The sequence below is a fragment of the Kitasatospora papulosa genome (genome assembly GCF_000717245.1).
GTDB lineage: Bacteria > Actinomycetota > Actinomycetes > Streptomycetales > Streptomycetaceae > Streptomyces > Streptomyces papulosus.
Genome location: NZ_JNYQ01000012.1, coordinates 92,103 through 108,951 on the forward strand (window position 1 = coordinate 92,103; position 16,849 = coordinate 108,951).

Genomic DNA, 16,849 nt, shown 5'->3' on the forward strand with positions numbered 1-16,849 from the left:
TACCAGCGGTCGATGAAAAGAACCCATGTCCTGAGCGGCGGGAGCTCATAGCGTTGCCCCATGACGACCAGAGAACACTTGCTGACCTCGGTCCAGGTCGCCCGCTTCGTCGCGAGCGGTTCCCTGCGCCTGGACGCGGTGGTCCCGCCCGGGATGAACGAGCAGGCGGTCGCGGTCCTGGACGCGGGGATACCGCCGGTTCCCTACGGGACACCGCTCGCCGAGGCGTTCGCCCCCGGATCCTTCGCCCAGCGGCTGACGTCCCTGCCGACCGTGGCCGGGGCGATCCGGAGCCTCGTCGGCCCGGGACCCACCGTCGACCACCACGCCGTGCACGTACGGGAACCCCACCAGGGCTCCGCCCAGCCGCTGCACGGCGACGCCATCATCGACGTACGGCCGGACGCCTTCGACATCCAGCTCATGTACTACCCGCACGAGGTCACCGCCGACATGGGCGGCACCCTGAGCGTTCCCGGCAGCCACCTGCGCCGCACCAACGAGACCGACACCGGCCGCTACCAGAACCTCCGCGGCCAGACCCGGCTCGTCTGCCCGGCAGGGACGGTCGTCCTCCTCCACCACGGCATCTGGCACGGCGGGCGCAGGAACGACAGCGACACACCCCGGTACATGTTCAAGATCCGGCTCAACCCCACGGTTCCTCAGGTCCGGCTGTGGAACACCGATGACCTCGGCGACCCGCGGGTCGGAGACGAACTGCGGACGGTCTTCGACTGGTACGAGCCGGCCGCGGGCCGGCTGGAGGTCCACAACCGGGTGCTGCTCTGGCGGGCGCTCACCGGCGACGACACCTTCGACGTCGACCACTGGGTCACCCGCGTCAACAACCGGCCGGCCCTGGGGAGCAACGCATGAGGCAGCAGGTACTGATCCTCTTCCTCGCCAACTCGGCGCTCGACGCGGAAGTGATCGGCTGGTCCTCCTACGACGGCACCGGCCGCACCCGCCCGACCACGGGTGACGGCGACGAACCCCCCTACGGGACGGGACTGGACGCCCTGTTGGACGGCTGGCGGCTGATCCAGGCCTCCCAGCTGATCCCGCCGCACCCGGGACACGAGTACGACACGTCGTTCCTCAAGCACGAGTTCATCTTCGAGAAGCTGCACGAGGAGAAGGGCGCCGCGGTGACCGACGCCTGAGGCGAGCGCTGCACGGGCGGACCGGGACCCGGTGCGGTCGGGGCAAGGAGAGGGGGCGGCAGCGCGGGGCGCGGCCGCACGGACGGGGGCCCGACCGAGACCGTGCTCCGGATCTCAGGCGGGCCCCCTCGGCTGCGGCGCGGTCCCTGGTCGAGCGCCCGCCACCCCGACGTCTTTCAGTAGATGTGCCCCATGTGGGCCAGAGCCTGCTTGAGGAGCGCTCCGTGCCCGCCCGGCATCTCGTTCTGCACGGCCGGTGAGGCCGCCTCCTGCGGGCTGAACCAGACCAGGTCCAAGGCGTCCTGCCGTGGACGGCAGTCACCGGCCACCGGCACGACGTAGGCGAGGGACACCGCGTGCTGGCGAGGGTCGTGGAACGGTGTGACGCCCGTGGTGGGGAAGTACTCCGCGACGGTGAAGGGCTGCAGCGAAGCCGGGACACGCGGCAGGGCCACCGAACCGAGGTCCTTCTCCAGATGGCGCAGCAGGGCGTCCCGGACGCGCTCGTGGTGCAGGACGCGCCCGGACACGAGGGCGCGGCTGATCGTTCCGTCGGTTCCGATCCGGAGGAGCAGCCCGATGCCCGTGACGTCGCCGGTCTCGTCCACCCGCACGGGGACGGCCTCGACGTACAGGACGGGCATCCGGGCTCTGGCCATGCCCAGTTCGTCTTCGGTGAGCCAGCCGGGCGTGGTTTCCGTCATGTCAGACATTGCTTGATCGTACTTACCCGGGCGCCTTTCTGGTGAGGGCGTGCGGAGTTTGATCTCTCCGCAGCGGAACACGCCGTGGTCGAAAGCCTCGATGCCGAGAGACGCGGGGTCGTGGTGCGTGCGTCCTACGGCCGCCACTCGGGCCGGTAGTCCGGGTGGCGGGCGTGCGCCCGCGCGAGGTGCCGCACCGCCGTCTCGACGGCCGGGCGTCGCGTGCCGGCCGTGCGGTGACCGATCCCGTCCGGAAGCCCTTCACCCGCCTCCGGTGCCGTGTACTGCTCCAGCAGACTCCGGATGGCCTCGACGTCGCGCAACACCTGTGCCGGGTCGTGCAGGGCGATGTGTGCGGCGCGGGCGGCGTCCTCGTCGGACCCGCCGACCTCGGGGCCGGTGGTGACCAGCGGCGGGACGTCGTCGTCCGGTGAGGACGTGGCGTAGATGCCCGTCCCCCATGCCTGCCAGTCCTCACCCGCGCCACCGGCGGCGACGGCGGCCGCCTCCCGCTCGTCCAGACGGGCCCGGACGAAGGCCACCAGCGCGGCGGTCATGCGGGGCTCCCGGGCCGGCGGGCGGAAACGTCGTCGTGCGGGTAGTCCCGGTGCTCGACGTAGGGCGCGGCGAGCAGTCGGAGCTGGAACTCCGCGTTCCGGCCGCCCGGCCCCGCGGTTCCCAGGTACGGAACCACGGTGTCGTCGAGCAGCACCATCCGGGCTTCGGCGGCGGCGACGGAGAAGCGGGCGTGCTCGGCGGCTTCCTCGGGGCCGACGCCGAAGCGTTCGGGCCGGCTGCCCACCACGTTCCCGGCGAAGCGGGCCTTCTCCAGCTCCTCGTTGAAACGAGCCCGGACGAAAGCCACCAGTCCGGCGGTCATGAGCCGCTCCTCGACGCGCTGAACCCGGCCGGCCCATGGGGCGGGCAGCCCGGATCCGTGCGGGCGACCCGCACGGTGTGGTCCTTCTCGATCATCCGGAACTCCTGGTCCGTCGTCTTCTTCGTCCGTCACGGCCGCGTCGGCTTCGACAGCAAGGGTGGCCGTCTGCGGCACGGTCGGCAAATCCGGCGTACGACGCCCCGCCCCGGCCTCCCGGAGTTGCGGCTGCGCGCCGCCGGCCGCCTTTCAGGCCCGGGCGTGCAGCCGCCGTCACGGCGCCATCGTCCGCCGAGGGAGCCTCGCGGCCGCGGTCAGGCGAGTGCCCAGGCGACGTCCCGCAGGAGGGCATGGCGCCAGCCCGCCCGGTCATGGCCCGAGGCCGACCGTGAGACGCGCACGCTCGCACCGGCCTGTTCGGCCAGGCTCTCCACGAGTGCGCAGTGAGGAAGCATGCGCGTCTCGTGTTCCCCCACGTCGAACGCGACCCGCAGCCCGGACAGGTCGGGGCGCTCGCGCAGTCGCCCGGCGATGCTGCCGCCTACCGGACCGTCGAGGGGGTCCGCCCGGTCCAGGGCGTCGGGTGTCCACCAGAAGGACGGTGACTGACAGGCCACCCGGGACACCAGTTCCGGGAACTCCAGGGCGGCGTACATCGCGCTCAGTCCTCCCAAGCTCTGCCCGGCGACGACCAGCCGGTCCGGATCCGCGTGCACACCGGACTCCACCACGAGCGGCAGCAGTTCGTCCCGCACCGCCTGCCAGAGCTCCCGGCCGCACCCGAACTCGGCCGCCCGGTCCTTGGACGGCAGGAAGACCAGGGTGACCGGCGGCATGTCGCCTGTCTCCACGGCCGATTCGAACGCGGTCATCGCCGGATGGAGGTACAGCCAGTCGTCCCCGTCGAGCAGCAGGACCACCGGCCCGCCGCCGCCCACCGGGTGGACCCGCACGGTGCGCCGCCCTCCGAGCAGGCCGCTCGCCCAACGGATCCGTGTGCTCGGGACGGGCAGGACGTCGTCGGCGCCGAAGGCGGGCCAGTGCGGCTGCCGCGGAGCGTCCGGAGTGGCGAAGACGGACCGGTCGCCACCCGCTCCCTCCGGGTTGAACGGGTCCCCGTACTCCCCTCTGTCCGCGAGGAACCGGTAGGTCACGCGGAGCCGAGGCGGCATGGGCACCTCCGCGTACCAGCAGTCCGTGTCCTCCCACCGGTGCAGGGGCACGGACTCCGACCAGCTCTCGAAGCTCACGCTCGCCGGAGACCCCCGCCACAGGAACAAGGTCGTCCAGCCCCCGCCGTCGGCGGCCACCGACGCGGGTGACCCGGCCGTCGCCCAGAACGCGTCGCTACCGGGCGTGCCCGACAGCCCGAACCGGGCCGCGAAGGCGGCCTGTTCCGTCACGCTGCGCATGAACGTCTCCTTGTGAGAGCGAGGGCGACGCACTGACGGTGCGTCGATTAGGTAACCCTAACTGGAGCGCCGGTGTCCCCACCACGGCGCCGTGACGCCCGGTCGCGGGAGGCGGAGGTCCTCACGGCGTGACATGCGGGAAGGGCGGCCGTACCACGGTGCGGGCAGAGGGTGCTGTCCCAATGCGCCGCCACAGGGCGGGTGTTACGCCGCACCCCCGTCACGGTTTCCTGGAGGTGGGCGACGTCCGGTACCGGCACCGTCGTGGACGGCGGTTGCTCCGCAGTCCGGCCGGCCCGGAATCATGGGTCCGGGGCGCCGCGCCAGGAACACGCCCCGGAGACACGACCGGGAGGACCCCGTGGCCGATCCCAAGAACTACATCATCGAGTCGTTGGACACCGGACTGCGCCTGATGCGCCTCTTCCTCACCCATGACACCCTCTCCGTCACCGACGCCGCCAGGGAACTGGACGTGGCGCGTTCCACCGCGCACCGCGTGCTCAGCACCCTGGAGTCGCGGGGCTTCGCCACCCGGGACGCTTCCGGCAGGGGGTACTCCGCAGGGCCCGAACTGGTCACGCTGGGCCGCCCGGCCGGCTACGGCCCCGAGATCAGGACCCGCCTGCAGATTGTGCTGGACGCGGCGGCCGCCGCCACCGGAGAGACCGTCAGCACCGCCGCGCTCATCGGCGACCAGGTGATCATCACGGACGGCCGGGAGTCCGCGCATCCTGTCCGCGCCGTGCTGGAGACCGGTCGCGCACATCCCGCGCACGCCACCTCGGCCGGCAAGGTGCTGCTCGCCCAGCTGACCACCGAACAGGTCTGTGCCCTCTACCCGGAGGAGCGGCTGCCCGACGTCAGCGGCACCACCCCGACGTCCCGTTCGGACCTGCTCTCCTCCCTGGCCGCCGTCCGCACCCTCGGCCGCGCCGACAGTGCCGGTGAGTCGGTGCGGGGGATGAACACCGTCGCCGTGCCCCTCGCCGGCACCAGCTGGCGTGACCGGCTGGCGCTGATGGCGTCCATGCCGGCCGACCGGGGTGATGAATCCCGACGCGGGCGGCACGCGCTGGCCTTGCAGGCCGCCGCGGGGCTGCTGCCGCCACCCTCCTGATCCGCTCGCGCACCGGCGGTGGCCCCGGCGACAGGCCGTGATTGCGGCACCGGTGACGGCACATCGCCTTGCGCAAGAATCTGAAAGAGCTTGCAGAATTCCTTGACGACCGCCCGGGGGAGCGGCAGGCTCCCAGACGTTCCCCCCACGGCAGCCTGGTGCGTGGCTGTCTTCGAGGGCACAGCCACGAAGACACGAGGATCCGGGCAGAGGATCCGAACCGAGAGGCACGAAGACCTTCATGCACCAGCAGACCGACGTGCTCGTCGTGGGCGGCGCAGGCGTCGACATCGTCGTCCACGTCCCCGAACTGCCGCTCCCGTACGCCGACAGCTACATGATCCGGCCCGGCATCGAGACCCGTGCCGGGCAGAGCGGTGACTTCGTCGCTCTCGGGCTGCACGCCCTCGGCCTGCGTACCCACCACCTCGACATGATCGGCGACGACCACGAGGGGGACCTGGTGCGCGCCCTCCACCGCGACCGGGGCATTCCCCTGACCGAGGCACACCAGGCGAGCGGCACGAAGCGCGCCGTCAACCTCGTCGCCCCGGACGGACGGCGGCTGTCCCTGTACGACGCCTCCCGCGGCGACGACGCGGGCCGGTTCGACGAGACGGCCGTCCGCCGGCTCGCCGCAGCGACCCGGCACGCCCACGTCGTCATCACACAGCCGTGCGCCCTCACGCTTCCCGTGCTGCGCGAGGCCGGTGTGACCATCTCCACCGATCTGCACGACTGGGACGGTGTCGACGGCTACCACGAGACGTTCGCCCTCCAGGCGGACATCGTGTTCCTGTCCACCACCGCACTGACCGATCCCGAACGCACCATGCGTGACATCGCCGGACGAGGCAGGGCCCGGATCGTCGTCGCGACCGCGGGTGCCGACGGTTCGTACCTTCTCCACGACGACGAGCTGACGCACACGCCGGCCGCCACACCGCCCGCTCCTGTGGTGGATTCCAACGGTGCCGGCGACGCCTTCGCCTCCGGCTTCCTCCTCGGGCTGCTGAGCGGTGAACACCCCCTGCGCTGCGCTCTCCACGGGACGGTGGCCGGTGCCTACGCCTGCACCGTCCCCTCGACCGGCACGGCCGCCATCGGCCGGGAGGAACTGCTCGCCCGGGTGGCCGAGCTCGAGAAGGAGCGGGCGGCCGGCTGACCCGCGGCCCCGGCTGCCCGGGCTCCGCGGTGGTGACGGAGGATATGCGGTGGATCATCCTTCCCGATCACTGACACCTGGAGATACGTGTGGCCGGCCGTGCCCTGTCCCTGCCCTCTTCCCGCCGTCGCGCGGTCGCCGGAGCGGCGGCGTTCCTCGCCTCCGTCCTCGGCGCGGGCCTGCTCGCCGGGTGCGCGGGCGACGCCGCGGCGTCCGGCGGTGACGAACCCACACGAGCGACCAGGACCGCCGACGTGCTCCTGCCGACGCCCGGGGCGGGTTTCGACTACCAGATCGGCGGCGGCTACACGCCCCCCGAGGGGGTGCGTGCGCTCTCCCGGGACCGCGAGGACGATCCGGCTCCCGGCCTGTACAACGTCTGCTACGTGAACGCCTTCCAGACCCAGCCCGGCGCCCTGAAGTGGTGGCAGGACACCCACCCGGACCTGCTGCTGCGGGACGGGGACGGGGAGTTGATCATCGACGAGGGCTGGGACGAGGTGCTCCTGGACACCTCCACGGCCGCCCGGCGCACCCAGCTGGAGAAGATCGTCGGGGAATGGATCGACGGCTGCGCAGAGAGCGGCTTCCAGGCGGTGGAGCCGGACAACCTCGACTCCTTCGAGCGGTCGAAGGGCAGGCTGACGCAGGAACACAACGCCGCCTTCGCACAGGCACTGGCGGAGCGGGCGCACGGCGACGGCCTGGCGATCGGGCAGAAGAACACCACCGATCTGCTCGACCGGCACGAGGAGATCGGTTTCGACTTCGCCGTGGCCGAGGAATGCGCCCAGTTCGACGAGTGCGACGCCTACGCCGACGCGTACGACGGCCGTGTGTTCGCCATCGAGTACGAGGGCGAGGGCGATGTGGGCTTCGACGAGAGCTGCGATCGCTGGGGCGACCGGATCTCCCTCGTCCTGCGCGACCTCGACGTGCTCCCCGCCGGTGAGAAGGGGTACGTCTTCCGGACCTGCTGAGCGGTCCGGGCAAGGCCCGGCCAGCCTGTTCCGGACCGGGGCGTACGTACCGTCATTCGGCCGGACGGCAGCCCGGGGTGTGTCCGAACGCGCGGCGGAAGGCGTCGATGAAGGCGCTCGCCGAGGACCAGCCGCATCGGTGCGCGACCGTGGTCACCGGTGTCCGCCCGGTCAGGAGGATCAGGGCGTGATGGAGGCGCAGTTGGGTGCGCCACTGAGGGAAGGTCATGCCGAGGTCGCTGCGGAACAGCCGGGACAGGGTGCGGTCGCTGGCTCCGACCTCACGGCCGAGCTCGGAGAGCGTACGGCTGTCGCCCGGGTCGGCGATCAGGATGTCGTACACGGCGCGCAACAGGGGCGTGGCCGGAGTGGGCAGATGGAGCGGCTGCTGGGGTGACGCCCGCAGCTGGTCGAGGAGGACGGCGCGCAGCCGGGCACGTTCGGGGCCGGCGTCGTCCTCGGTGCGCGTGTAGGCGATGATCAGTTCGCGCAGCAGGGGACCGACGGCCAGTACGGTCGGCGCGCCGAGTCCGAGGGGGTTCTCGGTGGCGGCCAGTCCCACCAGGTGCAGGTCGAGTTCGCCGTAGGCCCGGTGCGCGTGCACGGTCCCGGCGGGCACCCAGATGGCGCGTGTGCCGGGAGCCACCCAGGACCCCTCGCTCGTCGTGACGGACAGGACCCCGCGGCCCGCGTAGACGATCTGATGGTCGTCGTGCCGGTGGGCGTCGATCGCGGCGCCGGACGCCAGCCACTGGGTACGGGTGGGGGCCACGGGATCGTGGCGGATTTCCGTCATCAAGTGGCAGTTTATCGAAAGTGCGACACGGTGCCGGACGCCGAACATGGCGGGATGCGAAGGAACAGCTCGATCGTCCTGCTCTCCCTCGGCCACGCGTGTGTCGACGTCCACCAAGGTGCCGTGGCCGCTCTGGTGCCGTTCTTCGCCGCCGAGCGTGCCTACACCTACGCGGTCGCCTCGGGTGTGGTGCTGGCCGCCTCGCTGCTGTCCTCGGTGGTGCAGCCGGTGTTCGGCGCGCTCACCGACCGGTGGCCCATGCCCTGGCTCTTGCCGGCCGCCACCCTGCTCAGCGGTGCCGGCATCGGGGTGAGCGGACTGAGCGGCTCCTACGCGCTCACACTCGTGTGCGTCGCGGTGTCGGGTCTCGGCGTCGCCGCCTACCACCCGGAATCGGCCCGCGTCGCCCGGATCGTCGCCCGTGGCAGCCATCGGGCCATGGGCTGGTTCTCCACCGGCGGGAACATCGGCTTCGCGCTCGCCCCGCTGATGGTCGGAACCGTGGTGGGAGCCGGAGGACTGCACAGGACGCCGCTCCTGGCGCTCCCCGCCCTCGCCGGCGCCGCGATGTGCCTGCCCGTGGTGCACGCCCTGCGGCGGGAGCGGGCGGGCGGCTCGCACACGGCGCCGCCCACCGGGAACGACGACGTCCCCTCCTTCCTGAAGCTGTCCCTGGCCGTGGTCTTCCGGTCGATCGCGTTCGTCGGCCTGAGCACCTTCATCTCGCTGTACGCCCGACAGCGGCTGGGCGGCAGCGCGGCCGCGGGAACCGCGGCCCTGTCCGTGTTCTACCTCGGCGGTGCGGTCGGCTCGGTGCTGGGCGGTTCCCTCGCGAGCCGCTGGGACCGCGTGAGGGTCTCTCGCTGCTCGTACGTGCTCACGGCGGTGGCGGTCACGGGTGTCGTGTGGGTGCCGGGCCCGGCGATCCACGTCTTCGTCGCGCTGGCCTCCGTCGGCCTGTACGTCCCCTTCTCGCTGCAGGTCACGCTCGGCCAGGACTACCTGCCCTCCCGGGTCGGCACGGCGAGCGGGATCACCCTGGGCCTGACCGTCAGCATCGGCGGCCTCGCCGCTCCCGCCCTCGGTGCTCTCGCCGACGCCACGTCCCTGCGGACCGCCCTCGCACCCCTTGCCCTGATGCCCCTGCTGAGCTGGCTGCTGTTCCGCGCTCTGCCCGAACCTGCCGCCCCGAAGGCGTCGGCACCGCCGCCTGCGGCGGGAGACGGGGGCGGAGCCGCCGTCAGTCCCGCCGCCGGCGAACGCTCTTGACGCCCCGCCCCTGCTCCGCCGCGCGCCGCCAGGCCGCTTCGCGCAGCAGGCGGAGCCCGTTGAGACCCACGATGACGGTCGAGCCCTCGTGTCCGAGGACACCGAGCGGGAGCGGCAGATGACCGACCAGGTCCCAGACGACGAGTACCGAGATGAAGACGCCGGCGACGACCAGGTTCTGCACGACCAGTCGGCGGGTCGCCCGGGACAGTGCCACCACCGTGGGCACGGCGGCCAGTTCGTCACGGATCACGACGGCGTCCGCCGCCTCCACGGCGAGATCGGAGCCGGCACGCCCCATCGCGATGCCGACGTGCGCGGCGGCGAGAGCGGGGGCGTCGTTGACGCCGTCGCCCACCACCAGCACCCTGCGCCCGGCCTGCTCCTGTTCCCGGACAGCCGCCGCCTTGTCCTGGGGAAGAAGTCCCGCCCGGACGTCGGTGATGCCCGCCTCGGCGGCCAGCCGTGCGGCGGCGCGTGCGTGGTCGCCGGTCAGCAGCATAGGCGGGACGTCGGTCAGCCCGGCCATCGCGGCGACGGTCGCCGCCGCGTCGTGCCGCATACGGTCGGCGACACCCAGTACGCCCACCGGCTCGCCGTCGCGCAGGACGAGAACGGCGGTGCTCCCGGCCTCCTCCAGGACGGCGGCCGAGGCCGTGGCATCGGCCGACGCGGATGCGGCGACGTCCCGCAGGAGGCGAACGGGGGAGCCCACCGTGATCACCCGGCCGTCCACGGTGGCGGTCACTCCGGTACCCGGCGCCGAGTCGAACTCCGAGACCGGGGACAGGCGCAGCCCCCGCTCCTGGGCCGCCTTCACGACAGCGCGCGCCAGGGGGTGTTCGCTGGGGTGCTCCGCCGCGGCGGCCAGGGCCAGCAGCGCGTCGCCGGTCAGCCCGGACCCGGCCAGGGGGTGGACGCGGGTGACGCGCGGGGTGCCCTCGGTGAGCGTGCCGGTCTTGTCCAGCGCCACCGCGTCGGCCTGGCCGAGGCGTTCCATCACGACCGCGGACTTGACGAGGACACCGTGGCGGCCCGCGTTGGCCATGGCGGAGAGCAGGGGCGGCATGGTCGCCAGCACCACGGCGCAGGGCGAGGCCACGATCATGAACGTCATGGCACGCAGCAGGCTGCCGGTCACGTCGTCGCCGAAGGCCAGGGGGACGAGGAAGACGGCCAGGGTGGCCACGACCATGCCGAGCGAGTAGCGCTGCTCGACCTTCTCGATGAACAGCTGGGTCGGAGCCTTGGTACGGGCCGCCTCCTCGGTCATGGCCACGATCCGGGCGATGACCGACCCCGAAGCGTCCCGCTCGACGGCGACCCTGAGCGTGCCCGTGCCGTTCAGCGTCCCGGCGAACACCTCGTCCCCCGGCTCCTTCGCGGTGGGCAGGGGTTCACCGGTGATGGTGGCCTGGTCGACCTCGCTCGCGCCGTCGAGGACCCGTCCGTCGGCGCCGACGCGCTCGCCCGGCCGGATCCTGATGACATCGCCGACCGTGAGATCCCCGGTGGCGACGCTCTCCTCGGATCCGTCCGCGGTCAGGCGGGAGGCGGTCGCCGGGGCCAGGTCGAGAAGGCCGCGGACCGCGTCCTGGGTGCGCGCGGTGGCCAGCGCCTCCAGCGCGCCGGACGTCGCGAAGATCACGATCAGCAGGGCCCCGTCCATGACCTGGCCGATGGAGGCCGCGCCGAGCGCGGCCACGATCATCAGCAGATCCACGTCCAGGACCTTCTCCCGGAGCTCCCGCAGCCCCGACAGGGCCGGTTCCCAGCCTCCGGCGACGTAGACGAGGGCGTACAGCGGGCCCCAGGCCCAGCCCGGCGCTCCGGTGAGGTGCAGCGGGAGGGCGAGCAGGAAGAGCGCCAGGGCCGCCGCCGCCCAGCGGGCCTCGGCGAGCGCCAGGACCCGGGTGCGACGTCGGGGCGCCTCACCTCTGCCGGGGGAGGCGAGGCGCGTGGGGGGCGGGATGACGGCAGCGGGCATGGGTGGACGACCCCTCACGGGCAGCGGCGACGACGACGCGCCCACCGTACAGGAATACCTGAACAGGTGTTCATGTGTCATCCGTAGAATGGCGGCCATGGGCCACGGACGCGACGAGCAGACCAGCGCAACCACACGCGAGCGCCTGGACGCGGTGGGCGCGGCGGGTGTCGCGGCGACTCTCCAGGCGCTCGCCACCCCCTCCCGGCTGCGCATTCTGGCGCGCCTGCAGGAAGGGCCCTGTGCGGTCGGCGACCTCGCCGAAGCGGTGGAGATGGAGCCCTCCGCGTGCTCCCATCAGCTGCGTCTGCTGAGGAATCTGGGACTGGTCGCCGGTGAACGCCAGGGGCGTTCCATCGTGTACGCCCTCTACGACCACCACGTCGCAGAGCTGCTCGACCAGGCTCTGTACCACGTCGAGCACCTGCGCCTCGGCCTGCGGGACGCCCCCGCCGAGATCGCCGCGACGGCCACGGGGCACTGAACCGGGAGCCGGTGCGGAGGCCGGCAGGCCCCGTTCGACTGCCGGCTGCGGGAATCCCGGCGGGCCCGCGGCGTTGAAGGGGGAGTGACTTCTCCCATCGCCTCGACCCGGTTCTCCTTCCTCGACCGTTCCCGGACCCGCGAGGGGCACGACGCCCCGCAGGCCCTGCGGGACACCGTCGCGCTGGCGGGCACGGCCGAGGCCCTCGGCTACCACCGCTTCTGGGTGTCGGAGCACCACGGCGTGCCCGGCGTCGCGGGATCGGCGCCGACGGTGCTGGCGGCCGCCGTGGCGGCGGCCACCTCCACCATCCGGGTCGGGACGGGCGGGGTGATGCTCCCGAACCATCAGCCCTTCGTCGTGGCCGAGCAGTTCGGCGTGCTCGCCTCCCTCTTCCCCGGCCGGATCGACATGGGCCTGGGGCGGTCGGCGGGCTTCACCGACGGGATCCGCAGAGCGCTCGGCAGGGACAAGCAGGACCCCGAGGCGTTCGCCGGACAGCTGGCCGAACTCCTCGGATGGCTCGACGGCACCCAGCAGGCCCATCCCCAGGTGCACGCCCGTCCCGCCGAAGGACTGCTCGTCCCCCCGTACGTCCTGGCCACCGGTGAAGGCGCCACCGTCGCCGCGGCGGCCGGGCTGCCCCTCGTCGTGGGTGATCTGCGCGGCCGCGACAGGCTGGTCCGGGCGGTGGAGGCGTACCGCAGCGGATTCCGTCCCTCCGCGTGGGGCTCCGAGCCCTATGTGATCGTGGCCGGCACCGTCGCGGTCGCCGCGAGTCAGGAGGAGGCGCGGCGTCTCCTGGTACCCGAGGCATGGTCCATGGCCTACGCGCGTACCCACGGTTCGTTCCCGCCCCTGATGCCTGCCGAGCGGATCGAGGCGTCGGCCATGACGGAGAAGGAGCGCGCGCTTTTCGAGGAGGGGCTGCGCGGACATCTCGCGGGCACCGACGAGGCGGTGGAGGAAGGGCTCGCGGAGGTGCTCGAAGAGACCGGTGCGGACGAGATCCTGGTCACCACCAGCACGTACGACCGTGGGGCACTGGTGGACTCGATGCGCAGGCTCGCACGGATCGCGGGCCTCGGCTGAGGTCAGCCCCCGGGGTGGCCGAACAAGAGGTCGTATCCCGGGGGGAGTTGCAGCAGAAGGCGCTCCAGCAGCTCCTCGCCCGAGGCGTCGGCCACCACGCTGAGCACCGCACCGGTGTCCCAGGCGGCCGTCCGCTCGGTCGCGCCCTCGATCCACGCGGAGACCGCGCGCACGAATCTTTCGGAGCTGAGCGGCTCGGCGGCTTGCAGGGGGTTCAGGAGGATCAGCGCGAACGTCTCCGGAAGCCGGGCGGCCAGCTCGTTCCGTTCCTCGCCGACCAGATGCGCCCCGAGCAACGCCAGCACCACGCGTGAGGCCCGCTCCGCCTCCGCGACCGAGGGATAGTCGCCGCGTTCCTGGACGGCCTCGAGGAAGGGCCGCCACCTCATGTACGTCACCGGGATTCCCTTCGCGGGCGCGAGCGCATGCGCGGGCGGAGAGCGGGGCGGGGGAGGGGAAGCCCGTGCCCCGCCCTCCGCGTATCCACCGCAAGCCACCTCAGTCCCGGGATAACACGTCCCCCGGGTGGCGGCAAACGCAGCCCCCGGCCGCCGCACCCGGAGTCGAACCGCCCGCTCTACTCCATCGGGTAGATGTCCCCGCTCGCCATGCCGCTGACCTGCACACTCTGGGATTCGAGCCGGTGCGCCTCGTCCTGGAGACGGCGGCGTTCCGAAGGATCGGAAGCCTGCTCGGCGGCCTTCTCGAGATCTTCGGCCTGACCGCGCATACGCCGGAGACGGGCCCGTACGTCCTCTGACTCGCTCATGATCACTCCCTGCCACTGGGCGGAGCGGACCCCTCCACCGAACCAGGCGCCCAGGGGTGCGCGCATCTCGGCGGAGGGGCGGCAGGGGCGGAGTCACCGGCCGGAGCGGTCCTACTCGAACCGGCTCACGTCGCCCGCTCCCCGGCGTACGACCTCCAGCTCGCCTCCGGAGAAGTCGATGACGGTGGTCGGCTCGGTGCCGCAGTCGCCGGAGTCGAGTACGACGTCCACGACGTGCTCGAGGCGCTCCTTGATCTCCCAGCCCTGCGTCAGAGGCTCCTCCTCGTCCGGCAGGAGCAGCGTGCTGGACAGCAACGGCTCACCGAGCTCGGTGAGCAGCGCCTGGGTGACGACGTGATCCGGGATCCGGACGCCCACGGTCTTCTTCTTGGGGTGCAGCAACTGCCTCGGCACCTCCTTGGTGGCGGGCAGGATGAAGGTGTAACTCCCTGGTGTCGCCGCCTTGATCGCGCGGAAGACGTCGTTGTCGACCTGGACGAACTGGCCGAGCTGCGCGAAGTTCTGGCACACGAGGGTGAAGTGGTGGCGGTCGTCGAGGTTCCGGATCGACCGGATGCGGTCGATCCCGTCGCGGCTGCCCAGCTGGCATCCCAGGGCGTAGCAGGAGTCGGTGGGGTAGGCGACGAGTGCGCCGGACCGGATGCTCTCGGCCACGTTGGTGATGGTGCGGCGCTGGGGGTTCTCGGGGTGCACGTCGAAGTACTTGGCCATCCGCCGAGTCTACGGCCTCGCTCCGCTCGCGTTCCGGGGACCACGCCTGCGTCCGGGCAGGCAGGGAGGCGGTTCACCGCCTTCCTGCCCGGCGATTGCACGATGGTTCCACCCGGTCGACACTGGGACGTGAAGTTGCTGGACGGGGGTCGATCGAGGATGTGCTCGCATCATGCCCAGCCCGGACCGCGCCGACCGCGGGCGGCAGAACCCGGAAGACGGACGCGAGGTCGCGGTCCCGCCGGACCGGGGGCCCGGTGAGAGCCGGTCGGACGTCTTCCTGGACGTTCCCGCTCTCCATGTCGACGAACTGAACCTGGAGGTCGACGACCTCGAAGCCCATGTCTCCCTGCAGGCGGAGGTGTTGGACCTCCTCAAGCTGAACGTCGGGGCGGACGTGCGCCTCGGGCGGGTCGAACTGGACATCGAGGGGGTGGACGTCCAGGCGCAGCTCAGGGTGCGGCTCCACAACATCGCCGCCATCGTCACCCGGCTGCTGAGCACGGTGGACCGCAACCCGCAGATCCTCGAGCAGTTGACCCGTGGCGTGGGTGAAGCGGTCGAGAACGTCGGGGCCGGAGCCGGCACGGCGGTGGAGCGACTGGGTGAGGGGACGAGTACGGCCGTGAGTGATGTCGGGCGCGGTGCCGGGGAGGCGGTTGAGTCCGTCGCCGCCGATGCCGGCACGGCGGTGAAGGGGATCGGCGAAGGCGCGGGGGAGGCCGTCGAGGATGTGGGCCGGAGCGGGGCCCGGGCGGTGGAGGGTGCGGACGACGCGGTCGGCGAGATCACCGGGGACGTCGTCGGGAGCACTCGGGACGATGAGGGGCCCGGCGCCGCGAAGAAAACGGAATCCGGCAGGAAACCGCGGGCCAGGGGCGCACCCGCGTCAAAGGACGATGCGCCGGCGAAGAAGTCCCGTGCGAAGAAGGCACCTGCCAGGAAGGCCGCGGCCGGAAAGGCTTCTGCGAGGAAGGCCGCTCCTGCACGGAAGGCCGCGGCCGACGCAGGAGTGGCGGCGAAGCCCGCTGCGAAGAAGGCCGCCGGTGTCGCGCGGCGGTCGGGCGGCAAGGTCACCGGCGGCGCGGCAGGTCGCCGCCGGCGCCCGGCCTGAACGCGTCCCCCGCCCCACGACCGGCCGCGCGAACGGGTACCGCTGAGGGCGTACCCGGTCTGCCCGGACCGTGTGACGGTACGTCAGGCGCGCCGGCTCCGCCACAGCCATACCGCTGTGCCGGTCATCAGGGCCAGCATCCCCAGGTTCCCCACGAGAGCCGGGGTGTCACCCGCCGGGCCGCCGCTGGACAGGTTCCAGCTGGCTATGACGACGGTCGGCACGACACCGGCGAGCAGTACGCCGGTGGTCTTCCGGACGGTGGTCCAGTGCACCGAGGTGCAGAGGAGCACCACGCCGGCGATGCGGAACAGCAAGCCGAAAAGCGGGCCGGGGGACTCGGAGAACACCATCACGAAGGGCAGGGAAAGGGTGAGCATCAGGAGTGGCACCAGGGGGTGCACCTTGCCGCGCCGGGCGGGATCACCGGCACCGCCCTCGGCCGGGATCCCTGGCGCTCTGCCCGCCTCGGCCAGGGCCGTCGCCGCGATCGTGCGAGGGTCACCCAGTTCCGCCAGGATCTCGCCGGGCGTGGCGTCGGGGCGTTCGGCGCGTGTCACCTCCACGTGCTCCGCGAGATCGGCGACGAGCTCCTGGCGGCGGTCGGCAGGGAGCGCCGAGGCTTCGCGCTCGACGGCACGGAGGTAGTCGCGTACGGGATCGGCAGGGGTCTTCATGCGTGGTCTCCGGTGGAGGGGGGCGGGGTGGACAGGAAGGTGTCGACGGCGTCACGGAAGCCGGGCCAGACGCGGGTGAACTCGTCGAGCGCGGCCCGACCGCTGTCGGTGAGCGCGTAGTAGCGGCGAGGTGGTCCGGAGGCGGACTCCTGCCAGGTGGTGGTGACCAGGTCGTCCCGCCGGAGCCGGGAGAGCAGGGGGTAGACGGTGCCCTGGCTCGTTGCCAGGGCACCGGAGTCCTCCAGGGCCTGGAGAAGTTCCACGCCGTAGCGCGGGCGGTCCCGCATCAGGGCGAGCACGCAGTACTCCAGGACACCCTTGCGCAGCTGGGCGGCTGCCCGGGCCTGCTTGGTCGAATCACCAGGTTCCATGCGATGCAAGATACCTGGTCGCGCAAGAGCGTGCTCGGCGGGGTCGCCCTTCACCGTTCCGACTCTGCGGCCGTCCCCGCAATCCCTCGGACTGCTCCGAGGCCGCTCACCGGACAGCGCTGCGCCCCGGAACC

The 16,849-nt window shown here is 72.2% G+C and carries 20 protein-coding genes; 9 read left to right on the top strand and 11 right to left on the bottom strand.

Annotated features, from left to right (window positions below; all coding sequences use genetic code 11):
- Positions 1 to 60: 60 nt before the first annotated feature.
- Positions 61 to 879 (top strand): phytanoyl-CoA dioxygenase family protein, encoded by an 819-nt coding sequence (locus tag IA22_RS0126015; RefSeq protein WP_030125017.1) that lies wholly within the window; start codon positions 61 to 63, stop codon positions 877 to 879.
- Positions 876 to 1,166 (top strand): hypothetical protein, encoded by a 291-nt coding sequence (locus IA22_RS0126020; RefSeq protein ID WP_014152445.1) that lies wholly within the window; start codon positions 876 to 878, stop codon positions 1,164 to 1,166. Before IA22_RS0126015 ends, IA22_RS0126020 begins: the two co-directional genes overlap by 4 nt.
- 176 nt (positions 1,167 to 1,342) lie before the next feature.
- Here the strand turns inward: IA22_RS0126020 and IA22_RS0126025 are convergent, their stop codons facing one another.
- The 4 genes from IA22_RS0126025 to IA22_RS0126040 form a co-directional block, all read right to left on the bottom strand.
- Complete coding sequence (locus tag IA22_RS0126025; protein WP_015580062.1) at positions 1,343 to 1,879, bottom strand: NUDIX hydrolase family protein; 537 nt, start codon at positions 1,877 to 1,879, stop codon at positions 1,343 to 1,345.
- A gap of 125 nt (positions 1,880 to 2,004) precedes the next feature.
- Positions 2,005 to 2,427, bottom strand: coding sequence for a DUF6221 family protein (locus tag IA22_RS0126030; protein WP_015580063.1), 423 nt, complete (start codon positions 2,425 to 2,427; stop codon positions 2,005 to 2,007).
- Positions 2,424 to 2,750, bottom strand: a complete 327-nt coding sequence (locus IA22_RS0126035; RefSeq protein ID WP_030125018.1) for a DUF6221 family protein — start codon at positions 2,748 to 2,750, stop codon at positions 2,424 to 2,426. The genes IA22_RS0126030 and IA22_RS0126035 overlap by 4 nt, the downstream gene beginning before the upstream one ends.
- 311 nt (positions 2,751 to 3,061) lie before the next feature.
- A complete protein-coding gene (locus IA22_RS0126040) occupies positions 3,062 to 4,159 on the bottom strand; it encodes an alpha/beta hydrolase-fold protein (RefSeq protein WP_030125019.1) in 1,098 nt (365 codons plus the stop codon).
- Positions 4,160 to 4,520: 361 nt separating this feature from the next.
- Here IA22_RS0126040 and IA22_RS0126045 point away from each other — a divergent pair, with 361 nt between their 5' ends.
- The 3 genes from IA22_RS0126045 (at position 4,521) to IA22_RS0126055 (ending at position 7,424) form a co-directional block, all read left to right on the top strand.
- Positions 4,521 to 5,279 (top strand): IclR family transcriptional regulator, encoded by a 759-nt coding sequence (locus IA22_RS0126045; RefSeq protein ID WP_030125020.1) that lies wholly within the window; start codon positions 4,521 to 4,523, stop codon positions 5,277 to 5,279.
- 241 nt (positions 5,280 to 5,520) lie between these two features.
- Positions 5,521 to 6,444: an adenosine kinase gene (locus IA22_RS0126050; RefSeq protein ID WP_030125021.1), complete on the top strand. Its 924-nt coding sequence runs from the start codon at positions 5,521 to 5,523 to the stop codon at positions 6,442 to 6,444.
- 89 nt (positions 6,445 to 6,533) lie between these two features.
- Positions 6,534 to 7,424, top strand: coding sequence for an endo alpha-1,4 polygalactosaminidase (locus tag IA22_RS0126055; protein ID WP_015580069.1), 891 nt, complete (start codon positions 6,534 to 6,536; stop codon positions 7,422 to 7,424).
- A gap of 52 nt (positions 7,425 to 7,476) precedes the next feature.
- On the opposite strand, the gene IA22_RS0126060 is transcribed toward IA22_RS0126055, so the two are convergent.
- The gene (locus IA22_RS0126060) at positions 7,477 to 8,220 is read right to left on the bottom strand and encodes an AraC family transcriptional regulator (protein WP_038273008.1); all 744 of its coding nucleotides are present in this window, start codon (positions 8,218 to 8,220) and stop codon (positions 7,477 to 7,479) included.
- 54 nt (positions 8,221 to 8,274) lie between these two features.
- Here IA22_RS0126060 and IA22_RS0126065 point away from each other — a divergent pair, with 54 nt between their 5' ends.
- The gene (locus tag IA22_RS0126065; protein ID WP_030125022.1) at positions 8,275 to 9,489 is read left to right on the top strand and encodes an MFS transporter; all 1,215 of its coding nucleotides are present in this window, start codon (positions 8,275 to 8,277) and stop codon (positions 9,487 to 9,489) included.
- Here IA22_RS0126065 and IA22_RS0126070 read toward each other — a convergent pair.
- On the bottom strand, positions 9,461 to 11,476 hold the full coding sequence (locus IA22_RS0126070; protein ID WP_030125023.1) for a heavy metal translocating P-type ATPase: 2,016 nt from the start codon (positions 11,474 to 11,476) through the stop codon (positions 9,461 to 9,463). The genes IA22_RS0126065 and IA22_RS0126070 overlap by 29 nt on opposite strands.
- Positions 11,477 to 11,573: 97 nt before the next feature.
- Here IA22_RS0126070 and IA22_RS0126075 point away from each other — a divergent pair, with 97 nt between their 5' ends.
- Together IA22_RS0126075 and IA22_RS0126080 are read left to right on the top strand one after the other, a co-directional pair.
- Complete coding sequence (locus IA22_RS0126075) at positions 11,574 to 11,960, top strand: ArsR/SmtB family transcription factor (protein WP_030125024.1); 387 nt, start codon at positions 11,574 to 11,576, stop codon at positions 11,958 to 11,960.
- An 84-nt stretch (positions 11,961 to 12,044) separates the two neighbouring features.
- Positions 12,045 to 13,052, top strand: coding sequence for an LLM class flavin-dependent oxidoreductase (locus IA22_RS0126080; RefSeq protein ID WP_030125025.1), 1,008 nt, complete (start codon positions 12,045 to 12,047; stop codon positions 13,050 to 13,052).
- Between the two features lie 2 nt (positions 13,053 to 13,054).
- Here the strand turns inward: IA22_RS0126080 and IA22_RS0126085 are convergent, their stop codons facing one another.
- The 3 genes from IA22_RS0126085 to IA22_RS0126095 form a co-directional block, all read right to left on the bottom strand.
- Complete coding sequence (locus tag IA22_RS0126085) at positions 13,055 to 13,441, bottom strand: DUF2267 domain-containing protein (RefSeq protein ID WP_014152433.1); 387 nt, start codon at positions 13,439 to 13,441, stop codon at positions 13,055 to 13,057.
- A 188-nt stretch (positions 13,442 to 13,629) separates the two neighbouring features.
- Complete coding sequence (locus IA22_RS0126090) at positions 13,630 to 13,821, bottom strand: DUF6381 family protein (protein WP_015580076.1); 192 nt, start codon at positions 13,819 to 13,821, stop codon at positions 13,630 to 13,632.
- A 111-nt stretch (positions 13,822 to 13,932) separates the two neighbouring features.
- Positions 13,933 to 14,553 (bottom strand): L-threonylcarbamoyladenylate synthase, encoded by a 621-nt coding sequence (locus tag IA22_RS0126095; protein ID WP_014152431.1) that lies wholly within the window; start codon positions 14,551 to 14,553, stop codon positions 13,933 to 13,935.
- 172 nt (positions 14,554 to 14,725) lie between these two features.
- Between IA22_RS0126095 and IA22_RS0126100 the strand changes: the two genes are divergently transcribed.
- Positions 14,726 to 15,667, top strand: a complete 942-nt coding sequence (locus IA22_RS0126100) for a hypothetical protein (protein ID WP_030125026.1) — start codon at positions 14,726 to 14,728, stop codon at positions 15,665 to 15,667.
- 83 nt (positions 15,668 to 15,750) lie between these two features.
- On the opposite strand, the gene IA22_RS0126105 is transcribed toward IA22_RS0126100, so the two are convergent.
- Together IA22_RS0126105 and IA22_RS0126110 are read right to left on the bottom strand one after the other, a co-directional pair.
- On the bottom strand, positions 15,751 to 16,344 hold the full coding sequence (locus IA22_RS0126105) for an HAAS signaling domain-containing protein (RefSeq protein WP_030125027.1): 594 nt from the start codon (positions 16,342 to 16,344) through the stop codon (positions 15,751 to 15,753).
- A complete protein-coding gene (locus IA22_RS0126110; protein ID WP_015580079.1) occupies positions 16,341 to 16,715 on the bottom strand; it encodes a PadR family transcriptional regulator in 375 nt (124 codons plus the stop codon). Before IA22_RS0126110 ends, IA22_RS0126105 begins: the two co-directional genes overlap by 4 nt.
- Positions 16,716 to 16,849: the final 134 nt, after the last annotated feature.

Excerpts from the sequence above, each read along its gene's own strand:
- IA22_RS0126015 (WP_030125017.1), top strand. The coding sequence starts at position 61 with ATGACGACCAGAGAACACTTGCTGACCTCGGTCCAGGTCGCCCGCTTC.
- IA22_RS0126020 (WP_014152445.1), top strand. The coding sequence starts at position 876 with ATGAGGCAGCAGGTACTGATCCTCTTCCTCGCCAACTCGGCGCTCGAC.
- IA22_RS0126025 (WP_015580062.1), bottom strand. The coding sequence starts at position 1,879 with ATGTCTGACATGACGGAAACCACGCCCGGCTGGCTCACCGAAGACGAA.
- IA22_RS0126030 (WP_015580063.1), bottom strand. The coding sequence starts at position 2,427 with ATGACCGCCGCGCTGGTGGCCTTCGTCCGGGCCCGTCTGGACGAGCGG.
- IA22_RS0126035 (WP_030125018.1), bottom strand. The coding sequence starts at position 2,750 with ATGACCGCCGGACTGGTGGCTTTCGTCCGGGCTCGTTTCAACGAGGAG.
- IA22_RS0126040 (WP_030125019.1), bottom strand. The coding sequence starts at position 4,159 with ATGCGCAGCGTGACGGAACAGGCCGCCTTCGCGGCCCGGTTCGGGCTG.
- IA22_RS0126050 (WP_030125021.1), top strand. The coding sequence starts at position 5,521 with ATGCACCAGCAGACCGACGTGCTCGTCGTGGGCGGCGCAGGCGTCGAC.
- IA22_RS0126060 (WP_038273008.1), bottom strand. The coding sequence starts at position 8,220 with ATGACGGAAATCCGCCACGATCCCGTGGCCCCCACCCGTACCCAGTGG.
- IA22_RS0126065 (WP_030125022.1), top strand. The coding sequence starts at position 8,275 with ATGCGAAGGAACAGCTCGATCGTCCTGCTCTCCCTCGGCCACGCGTGT.
- IA22_RS0126070 (WP_030125023.1), bottom strand. The coding sequence starts at position 11,476 with ATGCCCGCTGCCGTCATCCCGCCCCCCACGCGCCTCGCCTCCCCCGGC.
- IA22_RS0126075 (WP_030125024.1), top strand. The coding sequence starts at position 11,574 with ATGGGCCACGGACGCGACGAGCAGACCAGCGCAACCACACGCGAGCGC.
- IA22_RS0126085 (WP_014152433.1), bottom strand. The coding sequence starts at position 13,441 with ATGAGGTGGCGGCCCTTCCTCGAGGCCGTCCAGGAACGCGGCGACTAT.
- IA22_RS0126090 (WP_015580076.1), bottom strand. The coding sequence starts at position 13,821 with ATGAGCGAGTCAGAGGACGTACGGGCCCGTCTCCGGCGTATGCGCGGT.
- IA22_RS0126095 (WP_014152431.1), bottom strand. The coding sequence starts at position 14,553 with ATGGCCAAGTACTTCGACGTGCACCCCGAGAACCCCCAGCGCCGCACC.
- IA22_RS0126100 (WP_030125026.1), top strand. The coding sequence starts at position 14,726 with ATGCCCAGCCCGGACCGCGCCGACCGCGGGCGGCAGAACCCGGAAGAC.
- IA22_RS0126105 (WP_030125027.1), bottom strand. The coding sequence starts at position 16,344 with ATGAAGACCCCTGCCGATCCCGTACGCGACTACCTCCGTGCCGTCGAG.
- IA22_RS0126110 (WP_015580079.1), bottom strand. The coding sequence starts at position 16,715 with ATGGAACCTGGTGATTCGACCAAGCAGGCCCGGGCAGCCGCCCAGCTG.